This is a genomic window from Rhodococcus sp. IEGM 1341, assembly GCF_030056895.1.
Taxonomy (GTDB): Bacteria; Actinomycetota; Actinomycetes; order Mycobacteriales; family Mycobacteriaceae; genus Rhodococcoides.
Genome location: NZ_JASHKV010000004.1, coordinates 172903 through 185184, shown reverse-complemented (window position 1 = coordinate 185184; position 12282 = coordinate 172903). Strand labels below are relative to the sequence as shown.

General features: G+C 64.6%; 12 protein-coding genes. 4 read left to right on the top strand and 8 right to left on the bottom strand.

The genetic code is table 11. The annotated features are described in order from the left end of the window. Nucleotides 1-13 precede the first annotated feature (13 nt). Nucleotides 14-1123 (top strand): CaiB/BaiF CoA transferase family protein, encoded by a 1110-nt coding sequence (locus QM615_RS12205; RefSeq protein WP_269596572.1) that lies wholly within the window; start codon nt 14-16, stop codon nt 1121-1123. Here the strand turns inward: QM615_RS12205 and QM615_RS12200 are convergent. Together QM615_RS12200 and QM615_RS12195 are read right to left on the bottom strand one after the other, a co-directional pair. Then, complete coding sequence (locus tag QM615_RS12200; RefSeq protein ID WP_187298358.1) at nt 1120-1851, bottom strand: SIMPL domain-containing protein; 732 nt, start codon at nt 1849-1851, stop codon at nt 1120-1122. The genes QM615_RS12205 and QM615_RS12200 overlap by 4 nt on opposite strands. Nucleotides 1852-1889: 38 nt before the next feature. After that, the gene (locus QM615_RS12195; protein ID WP_269596573.1) at nt 1890-2441 is read right to left on the bottom strand and encodes a YceI family protein; all 552 of its coding nucleotides are present in this window, start codon (nt 2439-2441) and stop codon (nt 1890-1892) included. Between the two features lie 65 nt (nt 2442-2506). Between QM615_RS12195 and QM615_RS12190 the strand changes: the two genes are divergently transcribed. Next, entirely contained in the window at nt 2507-4165 is a 1659-nt protein-coding gene (locus QM615_RS12190) for a dihydroxyacetone kinase family protein (RefSeq protein WP_094668648.1), read from the top strand. Here the strand turns inward: QM615_RS12190 and msrC are convergent. The 5 genes from msrC to QM615_RS12165 form a co-directional block, all read right to left on the bottom strand. Next, nucleotides 4149-4634, bottom strand: a complete 486-nt coding sequence (msrC, locus tag QM615_RS12185) for a free L-methionine (R)-S-oxide reductase MsrC (RefSeq protein ID WP_068054645.1) — start codon at nt 4632-4634, stop codon at nt 4149-4151. The two genes, QM615_RS12190 and msrC, sit on opposite strands and share 17 nt — an antisense overlap. Then, entirely contained in the window at nt 4610-5299 is a 690-nt protein-coding gene (locus QM615_RS12180) for a DUF998 domain-containing protein (RefSeq protein ID WP_269596574.1), read from the bottom strand. Before QM615_RS12180 ends, msrC begins: the two co-directional genes overlap by 25 nt. 9 nt (nt 5300-5308) lie before the next feature. Beyond that, nucleotides 5309-6352 carry a hypothetical protein gene (locus QM615_RS12175; protein WP_269596575.1) on the bottom strand — a complete coding sequence of 348 codons (1044 nt, stop codon included), beginning with the start codon at nt 6350-6352 and terminating at the stop codon, nt 5309-5311. A 63-nt stretch (nt 6353-6415) separates the two neighbouring features. After that, complete coding sequence (locus tag QM615_RS12170; RefSeq protein ID WP_269596576.1) at nt 6416-6832, bottom strand: very short patch repair endonuclease; 417 nt, start codon at nt 6830-6832, stop codon at nt 6416-6418. Then, nucleotides 6829-7977: a DNA cytosine methyltransferase gene (locus QM615_RS12165; RefSeq protein ID WP_269596583.1), complete on the bottom strand. Its 1149-nt coding sequence runs from the start codon at nt 7975-7977 to the stop codon at nt 6829-6831. Before QM615_RS12165 ends, QM615_RS12170 begins: the two co-directional genes overlap by 4 nt. A 178-nt stretch (nt 7978-8155) precedes the next feature. Here QM615_RS12165 and QM615_RS12160 point away from each other — a divergent pair, with 178 nt between their 5' ends. Together QM615_RS12160 and QM615_RS12155 are read left to right on the top strand one after the other, a co-directional pair. Then, the gene (locus QM615_RS12160) at nt 8156-9949 is read left to right on the top strand and encodes an ABC transporter ATP-binding protein (protein ID WP_283347361.1); all 1794 of its coding nucleotides are present in this window, start codon (nt 8156-8158) and stop codon (nt 9947-9949) included. Then, on the top strand, nt 9942-11765 hold the full coding sequence (locus tag QM615_RS12155) for an ABC transporter ATP-binding protein (RefSeq protein ID WP_269596578.1): 1824 nt from the start codon (nt 9942-9944) through the stop codon (nt 11763-11765). The genes QM615_RS12160 and QM615_RS12155 overlap by 8 nt, the downstream gene beginning before the upstream one ends. On the opposite strand, the gene QM615_RS12150 is transcribed toward QM615_RS12155, so the two are convergent. Continuing rightward, nucleotides 11762-12103: a hypothetical protein gene (locus QM615_RS12150; protein ID WP_149407214.1), complete on the bottom strand. Its 342-nt coding sequence runs from the start codon at nt 12101-12103 to the stop codon at nt 11762-11764. The two genes, QM615_RS12155 and QM615_RS12150, sit on opposite strands and share 4 nt — an antisense overlap. Nucleotides 12104-12282 lie beyond the last annotated feature (179 nt).

The window sequence follows — 12282 nt, the reverse complement described above, 5'->3', positions numbered from 1 at the left end:
ATACAGTGGACCGATGACAGATGCCACCGGTCCACTCGCAGGGCTTGTCGTCGCGGATTTCTCTCGCGTACTCGCAGGCCCGTACGCGACGATGATGCTCGGCGACATGGGGGCCGAGGTCATCAAGATCGAAAGGCCCGGGATCGGTGACGACACCCGATCGTGGGGACCACCGTACGACTCTGCCGGTACGGCAACGTATTTCAATTCGGTCAATCGCAACAAGACGTCGAGGTTCATCGACCTGCAATCCGAGGGCGGCGTAGCCGAGGCGCAGGAGATCGTTTCGGGCGCAGACATTCTGATCGAGAACTTCCGGGCCGGCGCGATGGACCGGCTCGCCCTGGGCTATTCGACGCTCTCGCAGACGAATCCCGGTCTGATCTACTGCTCGATCACCGGCTTCGGCACTGGCGGAGGCTCCGCACTTCCGGGATACGATCTGGTGGTGCAGGCCGTCGGCGGTCTGATGAGCGTCACCGGCCCCGATTCCTCGACGCCCACCAAAGTGGGAGTGGCGATGGTCGACATCGTCACGGGATTGCACGCACTCAGCGGAATCCTTGCGGCGCTGCATCATCGATCGAACACCGGTGCGGGTCAGCAGGTGCATACCTCACTGATGGCGTCGGTCCTGTCCGCGTTGAGCAACCAGTCCTCGGCTTATCTCGGGGCAGGCGTCGTACCGCGGCCGATGGGCAACAAGCACCCATCGCTCGTACCGTACGAGGTGTTCGAGACCGCCGACCGTCCGCTCGCGTTGGCAGTGGGCAACGACCGGCAATTCTCGGCGCTTACGGAGGTGCTGGCTATGCCGAAACTGGCTGCAGACGAGCGCTTCTCGTCCAACTCTGCTCGCGTCGAACATCGAGATCAGTTGGTCGACATCCTGAACTCGGCTTTGCGATCACGTACAGCCGACGAATGGTACCGAGAACTGATGGCCCGCAACGTCCCCGCGGGGCCGGTCAATTCGATCGACGAGGCCTTCGCCTTCGCGGAGTCGCTCGGGCTCGAACCGCGAGTCCAGGTTCCGGGAGCAGCGGCCGAGGGCGTCCGCAATCCTCTGGACTTCTCGGCCACCCCGGTGAACTACCGCCTGCCACCGCCGGCCGGGACCTAGTTCAACGCCCACTTCACTGACACGCTCACGCTGACGGTCTGTTGTCCCGGCTCGATGGGCACTGCCGTGTCGAACGAAGTGGCGGACTCGCCGAACGACCTCGGCTGCTCCTGGCCGGTGATCGACTCCGTGATCGACAGAACGTCCCCGAGTTCTCCGCCTGCGAGTGACGCGTACTGCTCGGCGCGGTTGCGGGCGTCGGCGAATGCCCTGGACCGGGCATCGGCGATCAGCTCGGAATCGTCGTCGATCTTGAAGGAGACCCCGGAGATGCGGGTCGCGTTTCCGCCGGCCGACGTGGCGTCTCCCAGCACTGCGGACGCCCTCGACAGGTCGCGAACCGTCACCTGCAGGGTGTTGGTGGCCTGATAACCGGAAATCGCAGAGGTGCCGCCCGGCAGTGCGCCGGAGTACTGCGGATCGATCGACACCTGCTGAGTCTGGATGTCCTCGCGGGCGACACCGGCCGCGACAACCGCGTCCGTGACGTCACTCACGGCCGCATTCGCCTGTTCGATGGCGGCGGTGACGTCCTCGGCCGTGGCCTGAACGCCGATCTGGGTCGTCAGCATGTCTGGCGCACCTTGCACTTCTCCGACGCCGTTGACGTTCACCCCCGGAGGTCCATCGGCAGGCGAGGTCGCTGGACTGCTGCAGCCCGCGGTCAACGCTACGGCCAGCGTCAGGGCCGATAAGCAGGATCCGAACATCCATCGATTTCGACTCATCGCCGTAGTGTCCACCATGACAGTCGAATTGGAAAGACTCAGGGCTTGCGATACTCGGCGTCGAACGTCACGGTGACCTCGTCGACCACCTTCATGGCTCCGAACATCTGCGAATACGGGGTGATCTTGTAATCCGATTGACGCACAGCAGTTTCCGAAACGAGATGCCACCGATCTCCGAGGTCGGTGACGTTCACATCCACGGTGACCTCCCTCGAAACGCCGTGGATCTCCGCCATGCCGGTCAGTCGAAATCCGGTGTCGACGGCGGTGATGTCGGTCGATCGGAATGTGATCGACGGGTATCGGCCGGCGTCGAAGCTCTTGAGCGCGTTGGCTTTCGCTACTGTCTTCTCCGGTCCGATCAAGGGCGTCAGTCCACCCTCGCCGTCGATCACATCGATCGATCCCACCTCGGCGTCCAGGGTGACCGCGGTGGGTGCGTCCCCGGACCACTCGACGGTGGCGGTCCAGGAGGTCACCGCAATCGTGAGGCGATGCCCCATCTTGGATGCCTTTCCGGTGACATCCGTCCGGACAGCCAACTGTCCGCCGTGCGATGCGTCGAGCGTCCAGGTCTCGGTACTCATACCCCGACTGTATCGGTCCTGCAGAACCGATGAAGGGACGCGGCGCAGGTGGTTAGGGTGGAGCCATGTTCTCCAATTCCCCTCGAACATTCGTCGCCGACGCCCTCCGCGGTTTCGTCGCCGCCACCGACGACGTCACGTGGCATGCCGATCCCGGATTTCTGACCCGCCGCTACCGCATCTCCGACGGTCAGGTCGCCCTGCTGTCCGGTGGGGGATCGGGCCACGAGCCGCTGCACGCCGGCTTCATCGGACGCGGCATGCTCACCGGCGCGTGCCCGGGTCTGATCTTCACCTCACCCAACGCGCTCCAGGTGCACGAGGCATCGAAGGCCGTGGACTCCGGCGGCGGAGTGCTGCACATCGTGAAGAACTACACCGGCGACGTGATGAACTTCATGATCGCTCGAGAGCTGTTGCAGGAAGACGGTATTGCGGCCGACGTCGTTCTCGTCGACGACGACGTGGCCAGTGAGAGCGAGGACGGTCCAGGTCGACGCGGCACCGCAGCAACCATCGTCGTCGAAAAGGTGTGCGGCGCAGCAGCGGAACGCGGCGACAGCCTGCAGGCGGTGGTCGCGCTGGGGCGTCGAACCGCGGAGAACGCACGCAGCATGGCGGTCGCGCTGAACCCGCCTACGTTGCCGGGAGCGGACGAACCGTCCTTCGAATTGCCCAAGGAAGAGATCGAACTCGGCATCGGTATCCACGGAGAACGCGGCACCGACCGCGTATCCCAGCTGCCCGCTCAGGAAATCGTGGAGAAGCTGACCGAGCCCATCGTGGATTCGCTCGGATTGAAGTCGGGCGAAACGGTGATCGCGATCGTCAACGGGCTCGGGGCAACGCATCCGCTGGAACTGCATCTACTGTTCGGCGAACTCTCGGAATACCTCCACGGCAAAGGGATCGAGATTTCCCGCTCGCTGGTCGGGAGCTTCGTCACAGCGCTGAACATGGGCGGAGCCTCGATCACCCTGGTCCGCGCAGACGACGAGATGCTCGAACTCTGGGATGCACCCACCGACGCACCCGGCTGGCCCAACGCATCGAGCCGTGGGGCGAAACCGGTGGCCGAACGCGGCGCATTCGGACCGACCTTCACGCCGTCCGACACCGGCGACCGATCGGCGTTCGTCTCGGAGTGGATCGGGTCGTGGGCGCAGCGGGTACTCGACGAGGAACCGGCCCTGACCGAGCTGGACCGCAAGGCAGGCGACGGCGATTTCGGAACCAACATGGTGGCCGCCCTCGAACAGCTCGATCTGGACGCTGTGAAGGAAAGCTACTCGGCAGCAACGGTATTCGAGGGGGTGAGCGAGGCCTACCTCGGCCACGCAGGCGGTACGTCCGGAGCGCTGTTCGGCATCTGGTTCCGCCAGTTCTACCGGACGATGCTCGAAACCGAGCCGGATCTCGCGGCTATCGGACAGGCCGCCAGGGCAGGACTCGACAGCATCACCGAACTCGGTGGCGCCCGGGTGGGCGACAAGACGATGGTCGACGCTATCGCCCCGGCCGTCGACGCGCTCGAGAAGGACGGCGGCACCCTGCAGGACGCTGCCGACGCGGCGAAATCCGGAGCCGAATCGACGAAGGACATCACTGCCAACCGCGGCCGCGCCAGCTACGTCGGTGAGGCCGCACGCGGCGTCGTCGACCCCGGTGCGCTGGTCATGGCCTGGTTCTTCGAGGCGGCAGCTGGTTCTACCCCAGAGAGTTGAGAAAAACCGCCGCGATCGCTTCGAGGCCGGCCTGATCGTCGGCGTCGAAGCGGTCGGGGACAGGGCTGTCCAGATCGAACACACCGATCAGGGTCTCGCCCTGGTACAGCGGTACGACGACCTCGGAGCGAGTGTTGGCATCGCACGCGATGTGGCCCGGGAAGGCATGGACGTCCGCGACGCGCTGTGTCTCACGGGTAGTTGCTGCCGCTCCGCAGACACCCTTGCTCAGGGCGATGCGCACGCAGGCAGGCTGACCCTGAAACGGCCCGACCACCAGTTCGGTGCCGTCGTACAGGTAGAAACCGACCCAATTGACCTCGGGCAGAGCGTGATAGACCAACGCGGAGAGATTGGCGGCGTTCGCGATCAAATTCGGTTCTTCGAAGACCAGGCCGCGGGCCTGCTCGGTGAGCTGCTGGTACTGCTCGACCTTGGATCCGTTCAGTTCGGTCGCGGTGAAGGACATACGCCGAGTCTAAGCGCACAGCCCAGCACCACCAGATACGCCGACATGCCGCCCACTTGAATCCGTTGCGCGATGCCGAGACCGTACTGACCGGGCAGATTATCGGCGATCAACAGCCACGCGGTGGCCAGCGTCGTGAGGATCAGGACGGCAAGGCCCAGTGTGCGAAGCAGCGGGTACAGCCGGTAGCGGAACGCGGCCAGCGTGAACGCAACCATGACGGTGAAGATCGCGAACACCGCGATGGTGCTGGTGAGTGCATGAAGATGATGGAGTTGCGGGAAGAGCCCGCTGGGTTCGATCGGGCAACTCGGATCGTCGGCCGCGACACACTCGAGGGGGAGTTTCGCGTCGGCGATGGTCGCGATACCGAAGATGCCCGACGCCACCCAGCCGGTGACGAGGAGCCGTCGACGCAGGGTTGCCAGGAAGCCGAGGACCGCGGCGAGAATCATCAGCGAACCCGTGACGACGTCTGCGGTGGAGAAGAATTCGCGGTACGGCTGATCGCGGGCGTCGAGTTCGCTGAGGAAGGATGTGGTGGGGTCGAGTCCGGTATCGAGGAAGAATTCGGCCACCCACGCCGAATACAGCAGTCCGGCGAGGATCAAGCAGATTGCCCCTACGACACGGCGGATATCCACGCCTTCGGTTCTCGAACGCACCGACCAAGGCTAGCCAGTCAGTACATCGGCGGTTGCCACCGCCAGGGCGACCGCGGAGTCGCAGTGGTCGGCCAGGACGGTCAGGGTGGGAACTGTGCGGGCATAGCGCGCGGCAGTGTTGTCCTCCTCGGGCATGCCGAGCACGGGGTTGCCCAGCACGATGTCGGCGAAGCACGCCGAATCGGAACCGCGTGTTTCGACGGTGTAGCCGCCTTGCTGGATGGGCTCGCGGTCCGTCGAACGCAGGTCGCCGTCGACGTAGCCGAGCGAGACGTCGAGCATCGCCAAGTTGTCCTCGAATGTTGCCGAGGACGCCGTGAAATGGCAACGGTACGGATCGGACGCAGGGTTCCAGCGGTCTACCGTCCAGGTTGCGGGCAAGTGTTCCAGGACCGCGCACGGGTCTTTCATGGCAAGCGGAAGGTTGTACTTGGAATCGGCACGCAGTGGTGGGTCGTCCAGCAGCGCGAGCGCTGTCTCGGTGACGGATATCGCTGCGGGGCACGCGTCCCCCACACTGCGGAACACCTCGATGGCGGCGAAACTACGACCGGACTCGGTGAGGTAGCCGTCCATGGCCCCCGCGGTGGCACCGTCGAACTCGTCGCGGAGCGGGAAGCTGATGCGGCACGACCCGTGCGACGCGTTCTCGCGATACACCTGTTCGCCACCGATCGTGATCTGCTCGGTGCCCTTGTCGTCGGAACTCGGCCGATATCCGTTCAGATCGACAGAGATGGAGTCGGTGGCGCTCGACCCCGCGGGATTCAGGCTGGCCGAGCACGTGCTCAATTCGCCGTCGGGCCGCAGCTGCACCACTGTGCCGAGGGCGGCGAGATCGTGCTGGGTGAGAAAGCCGCAAGGATCGAGACTGCGCACGAATTCTGCCGAATCGGCCAGATATCGGTCTGCCTCCGACATCTCGAACCCGTACCGGCTCTGCGGCGACGAACTGCCTGCGGGAAAAGCGTTGCCGAGCAACACCACCGCGCATCCGCTCGTCGATACGGACATCGCCAGCGCCACCGCCGCGAGCAACAAATTTCTACGCACCGTTTTCCCCCGAACTCGATTCGACCGATCATGGGGTTGGACGCGCGGGGGCTCGAGATGGTTTCAGTCTCCTGATAATTCGTCTTCAACTCGGTCGGCGGCGACGGTGGGATCCTCGTGTTCCCAGATTCGCACCACGCGCCAGCCCTCGTCGATCAATCGTCTGTCCGTGTCGCGATCACGGGCCACGTTGGCGGCCAGTTTGTCGGCCCACCACTGCGCGTTGTTTCGGGGCGCGGTCGCGTGAATCGGGCAGCTGTGCCAGAAGCAGCCGTCGACGTAGACCGCGACCTTGCGCCTGGGGAACACCAGGTCTGCTCGACGCCTCATGCCCTTCAACGGAGCGCGATCGACGAAATATCGCAGGCCTCGCCGGTGGAGTGCTCGCCGCAGCGCCACCTCAGGCTTGGTGTCGCGTCGCTTCTGCTTGCTCAGGCGCGCACTGGTTTTCGCGTCGGTGACGGGGCGGTCTGCGCTCACACCGGAACCTGCTCGGCGTACCCGCCCATGCGCTCGAGGTGGGCGTCGAGGTCGTCGAGGAAACCGTCGGCGAAGCGAAGGTTGCCGGTGCGTGCGCGCTTGAGAAATCCCGCGGTGGCCCGCGCCGACAGCAACTTCGAGTCGTCCAGAAAGTCGATGAGGTCCTCGTAGGGTTCGTGCACCGGCATGGTCGACACGGCGACCTTGAACGACGTTCGATCGCGTCCCCAGGCGGCGGTCGGCCAGGCCTGGCCGGGAAGTAGAGCTAGATCGTTCGACGCGTCGTACGGCTTCGGATCGTCGAGTGCACGCGCGGCCCATGACGCCATCCGCACACTGACAGCATTGCCGACGAGCTTCCAGCGATGTCCGCTGCGCACGCCGGGTTGCTGGACGGCGGGCAGCGTCCAGTCGGGATCGAATCCCTGCAGACGTTCGGCACCGATGATGCCGGGCGTGACGATCTCCCCGGACGGCAGGCGAACCGCCGGGGGACTGGCGATGCCCAGGGACGATCCACCCTTGAGCGTCGGGACCGCATTGACCGCCCAGCCCAGACCGCGGATTCCCTCGGTCCAGTAGAAGCCGCACGGTTGGGTGCTCGGATCGCCGTCGGGCAACGGGCCTGCATCCTGGGAGAACAGCACCTCGCGCGGATCGTCGGTGCGTGAGGCCAGCATCACCACCCGCTGGCGACGCTGCGGCAATCCGAACGCTCTGGCATCGACGACGCGGTAGGCCCACATGTAGCCGAGGTCCTCGAGCGCGTCGGTGATGTGTCGCATGGCAGCCCCGCGGCTGAGCTGCAGCATGAATGGCACGTTCTCCATCAGCAGCCAGCGCGGGCCCCGCCGCCGCGTGACGAGCCGAAACACCTCGTCCACCAGGCCGGAGCGGGCACCGGTGATGCCCGCGGTGCGTCCAGCCTGGGACAGGTCCTGACAAGGAAAGCCCGCTGCCACCAGTTCGGTGTCGCCGGGCAGGCTGCGGAGAGTGGTGACGTCCGTGTGCAGCGGTGTCTCGGGCATACGCGCTCGAAGGACGGCCCCGGCTCCGGGATCGATCTCGCACAGCAACTGCGTCGACCAGCCCGCCTCGGCCAACCCCAGCTCGAGCCCGCCGATCCCCGCGAACAACCCGACCATCGACCGTGCGCTCACGTGTGCCCTTCTCTCGCCCGACGGCCCTACGTTACTCGAGGGCTCTTGAACTTGACCTCGACCTTGCTCGAGGTTTCACACTGGAATGCGCTGGCCCAAAAATCGGTTGGAAACTGAGCCTGTGCAATGAAATCATTCGAGCACAGCAATAAGGAGAAGAACTGTGTCTACGGGTGTGCTCGATCCCGAAACCGGAACGGTCGATCAGCCATACCCGAACCCAGTGCGGACGACCAGTTCACTGCGCCGTTTCGCGCCGTTTCTGCTGCCGTACAAGTGGTTCTACATCGCCTCGATCGTGGTCTCGCTCATCGCGACTCTGACCGGTCTGGTGATTCCGCTGGTGATGCAGCGTGTCATCGACGGCCCCATCACCGACCGCAATTTCTCGGCAGTCTGGTGGCCCGCCGCTTTCGTCCTGTTGCTCGGCACCATCGATGCACTCGGTATCTGGGTTCGTCGCTATCTGGTCTCGCGGCCGTCGAGCCAATTCGAGATATCAGCGCGGGCAACGGTATTCGACAAGCTTCAGCGGCTGTCGGTCTCGGCTCACGAAAGCTGGGAATCGGGTCAGCTGCTCTCGCGTGCCATTGCGGACCTCGGTTCGCTGCGGCGCTTCATGGCGTTCATCGGTCCGTTCATCATCATCAACGCCGTCACGCTGGTCGTGGGCATCGGCGTATTGCTGGTCCAGTCCTGGCAGTTGGGGCTGATCATGCTGGCAACGTCGGTACCGCTGGTGATCGCCTGCACCAAGTTCGAGACGCTGTATCGCGTCGTGGCCCGTGACGCTCAGGATCAGGCCGGCGATGTCACGACGACGGTCGAGGAGTCCATCCAGGGTATTCGCGTCCTCAAGGCCTTCGGTCGAAGTGCTTACTTGGGCAAGCAGTTTCTTCGACAGGCGCGCACGTTACGCGGAACCGAACTGAAGAAGGTGCGCTACCTGGCGATCATCTGGGCGGTGATCGTCGGATTGCAGCCCATCACCATCGGCGCGATCCTGGCGGTGGGTACGTACTCGATCGTGCAGGGCACCATGACGGTCGGCACGCTCGTCGCAGCCATTGCGATCGTCACCTTTCTGCTGTGGCCTATCGAATCGTTCGGGTACCTGCTGGCCGAGCTGAACAACGCGCGCACAGCAGCGGATCGGTACTGGGAGATCATGGACACTCCCGAAACCGTGACCGATCCGGACAATCCCGTCGAGTTGCCCGAAAAGATCCGTGGCCGAGTGCAATTCAATCGCGTCGGATTCACCTTTCCCGACGCGTCCTCGCCGCTTCTGACCGACGTCAGCTTCGTCGTCGAGCCGGGGGAGACCGTCGCGCTGGTCGGCAACACCGGTAGCGGAAAGACTGCGCTGACGAACCTCGTGCCCCGACTGTTCGACGCCACCGAGGGCACCATCACGATCGACGGTATCGACGTGGCCTCGATGCGGTTGGCCGATCTTCGCTCGATCGTCACGGTGGCGTTCGAGGATCCGGTGTTGTTCTCGGCCAGTGCGCGCGAGAACATCGCGCTCGGTTCACCCGACGCGTCCGATGCCGAGGTGGCCGAGGCGTTGGAGATCGCGCACGCAACGGATTTCGTCGAGCAGTTGCCGTGGGGTCTGGCCACTCGCATCGGTGAGCAGGGCATGAGTCTGTCCGGTGGGCAGCGGCAGCGGCTCGCACTGGCGCGGGCGGTGCTCGGCAAGCCGCGGGTGCTGGTGCTCGACGACCCGCTGTCCGCGCTCGACGTGGACACCGAAGCAAAAGTGCAGAAGGAACTGCGACGCGTGTTGGCGCATTCGACGACGGTGCTGGTGGCACACCGGCCGTCGACCGCTGCATTGGCCGACCGCGTGCTCTATCTCGAGAACGGAAGAATTGTGGAGCAGGGAACACACGAGGGACTGCTGGCGTCGTCGCCGCGGTACCGCGAGGTGATGGGGTCGGTTCATGGCTGAGCAAACTGCAGCTGCGGATTGGCGCGGCGTCGGCGGTGAGGAATCGGAGGTCGACGCAACCGGGAACCTGGTGTTGGCCGGGCGTTCTCGCCGGTTGCTCGTCTCGTTGGTGCGCCCGTACAAGAAGCAGGCCCTGCTGTCGTTCCTGATCATTCTGGTCGACAACATCACCTACGTCGCCGGTCCGCTGTTCATCGCCTATGCGCTGGACAACGGCGTCGGTGCTGCAGGACAGGGTGATTGGGGTCCGCTGATGTGGGCGGTCGGCGGGTACACCGGCTTCGGTCTGCTCGGCATGGTCACCACGTACGCGTTTCTCACCGTCTCCGGTCGGTTGAGCCAGAACATCCTGTACGACCTGCGCGGCCGGGTGTTCGACCATGCCCAGAAGCTGAGTCTGTCGTTCCACGAGAAGTACACATCGGGACGGTTGATCTCGCGACTGACCAGCGATGTCGAGTCACTGCAGACACTTCTCGAGAGCGCGCTCAACGATGCGTTGACGGCCATCCTGTCGATGGTGTCGATCGCGATCATTCTGGTGTATCTCGACGTTCCGATGGCGATGATCGTGCTGGCCGGCTTCGTTCCGCTGGTGCTCGTCACCCGGTGGTCGCAGCGGCGACAACGCCAGGGATACCGTCGAACACGGGTGGCGATCGCGCGCGTCGTGGTGCACTTCGTCGAATCGATGGGCGGAATCCGCGCGGTGCAGGTGTTCCGGCGCGAGGGCCGCAACGATGCGATTCTGAGTACCGAGGATTCGGAGTACCGGGACGCCACCACCGCAGCGCTGCGCGGCATGGCGAGCTACACCGGCATCGTGCGCTGGATCGGCAACGTCACGCTCGCCATCATTCTGGTGTTCGGTAGCTGGCGAGTGATCAACGGCCACATGGACATCGGTGTGCTCGCCGCCTACGTGCTGTATCTGCGCCGGTTCTACGGACCGCTCGACGAGTTGGCGATGGTCTTCAACGCCTACCAGTCCGCCGCCGCTGCGCTGGAGAAGATCTCCGGTGTGCTCGAGGAAGAGCCGTCGGTGAAAGCACCGCAGAACCCGGTGCAGATCGGAACGGCAAGGGGCGACATCACGTTCGACGACGTGCACTTCGCCTACGGCCCCGAACGCGTCGTGCTGCCGGAATTCTCGCTGCACGTACCCGCCGGACAAGTGGTCGCGATGGTCGGAGCCACCGGAGCAGGCAAGTCGACACTGGCAAAGCTGTTGGCGCGCTTCTACGATCCGACGGCCGGAGCCGTCCGACTCGACGGCATCGACATGCGGGAGATCAGCGACGAGGACCTGCGTCGCAACGTCGTGATGGTGACACAGGAGTCGTTCCTGTTCTCCGGTTCGGTGGCAGACAACATCCGACTCGGACGCCCCACCGCGACCGATGCGGAGGTAAGGGCAGCGGCCGACGCCGTCGGACTGACGGAGTTCATCGCGACGCTACCGGAGGGAATCGACACCGACGTACGCAAGCGTGGAGGTCGATTGTCCTCGGGCCAAAGGCAATTGGTGGCCTTTGCACGAGTGTTCCTCGCCGCGCCGTCGGTGATCGTGCTGGACGAGGCAACGTCGAGTCTGGACATTCCGAGCGAGCGGCTGGTGCAGCGCGCGCTCGAGACGATCCTGCAGGGACGAACGGCGCTGATCATCGCGCACCGCCTGTCGACGGTGGCCATCGCTGATCGAGTGCTCGTCATGGCCGACGGAAACATCGTCGAGGACGGAACTCCCGAGGACCTGATCGCGGGGGAGGGGAGCTTCGCGCACCTGCACGAGGCGTGGGAGGACTCGCTCGTCTAGGTCCAGGGGGTGATCGGCGGCTTGACCCACATGATCTTCTCGTCCGCATGCTGGGGCGTCGCACCGTCGTGACCGGGGTGCTCGGCCGCCCATGCGGATTTGCGGTCGAGCAGCTCGGCCACGATGGTCCACGTTTCCATCGTGCTGGGCGGATGCAGATCGGCGGCGCGTGCCAGCTTTCGGCGGACGGCGTCGGTGAGGTCGAGTAGTTCGGCACCGGTGATGCCGCGGTCCCACACGTAACGCGCGAGGGCTGTCGCCTTGTCCTGTCGACTCTTCGCGGCCTGTTCGGAATGCGCGAAATCGAACTGACCGCCGCCGGTGTTCTCTGTCGTCACGGGCACAACCTTAATGAACTGCGAGAAAAGGCACGTCCGCTTGATCTTCTGGGGGCCTCGTCGCCTACCGTAGGTGGGTGATCACTCAAGCATCGGGTGCCGAGCATGCCTCCGTCCCCGCGTCCGATTCCACCGACGCGAAAACCTGGCCCTCGATCCTGACGTGGCGAGCCCACGAT